Origin of the sequence: Rubidibacter lacunae KORDI 51-2, assembly GCF_000473895.1 — a bacterium.
In the GTDB taxonomy this organism is placed as follows: domain Bacteria; phylum Cyanobacteriota; class Cyanobacteriia; order Cyanobacteriales; family Rubidibacteraceae; genus Rubidibacter; species Rubidibacter lacunae.
The window spans coordinates 1-739 of record NZ_ASSJ01000093.1 but is presented as its reverse complement, the minus strand read 5'-3'; the positions used below and the strand labels follow the sequence as shown (position 1 = coordinate 739).

General features: G+C 65.6%; 1 protein-coding gene. It reads left to right on the top strand.

Annotated elements, in window-relative coordinates; genetic code table 11:
- Window positions 1-46: 46 nt before the first annotated feature.
- Window positions 47-739: IS701 family transposase (locus tag KR51_RS16850; RefSeq protein ID WP_051358277.1), on the top strand; the 693-nt coding region annotated here is incomplete at its 3' end.

Genomic DNA, 739 nt, shown 5'->3' with positions numbered 1-739 from the left:
GGCTGGCTACGGGCAAGATGGAGAAATCCTGATTTGGCTCAGACCAATGGATTTCTCTCAGCTCCTCCAAGTCTTCGCGCCGCTCTTCTCGGTACCCGTCTGGCGCTCGGCACTTCTCCTCGCGACGGGCGCTGTCCTCGCTCCAGGCAAGCGCACCGTTACCTCCGCTCTGCGCGTCCTCGGTCTCGCCCACACCAGGCAGTACCCGAACTTCCATCGCGTCCTCAGCCGCGCTCGCTGGTCGCCGCTCGCTGCCAGCCAACTCCTGCTGAATCAACTGCTGGCAACCTTCGCGCCCACCGGTCCCCTGCTCCTGGTCATCGACGACACCATTGAGCGCCGTTGGGGGCGACGCATCGCCGCTCGGGGCATCTACCGCGACCCCGTCCGCTCCAGTCGCGACCACTGCGTCAAGGCGAGTGGACTGCGCTGGCTCAGCCTGATGCTCCTGGTCAAAGTTCCCTGGGCACAGCGTCTCTGGGCGCTGCCGGTCTTGACGGCGCTGACTCCCTCCGCGCGCTACAACCAGCAGCAGGGGCGTCGCCACCAGACCCTGACCGATTGGGCGCGGCAGATGGTGACTCAGGTCCGCCGCTGGCTCCCTCGTCGGCAGTTGATGCTCATTGCTGACAGTAGCTTTGCGGCTCTGGACCTGCTGGCGGCACTCACCGACCGCAGCATCCACACCATCACCCGTTTGCGCTTGGACGCAGCTTTGTACGAACCTGCCCCACCGCGC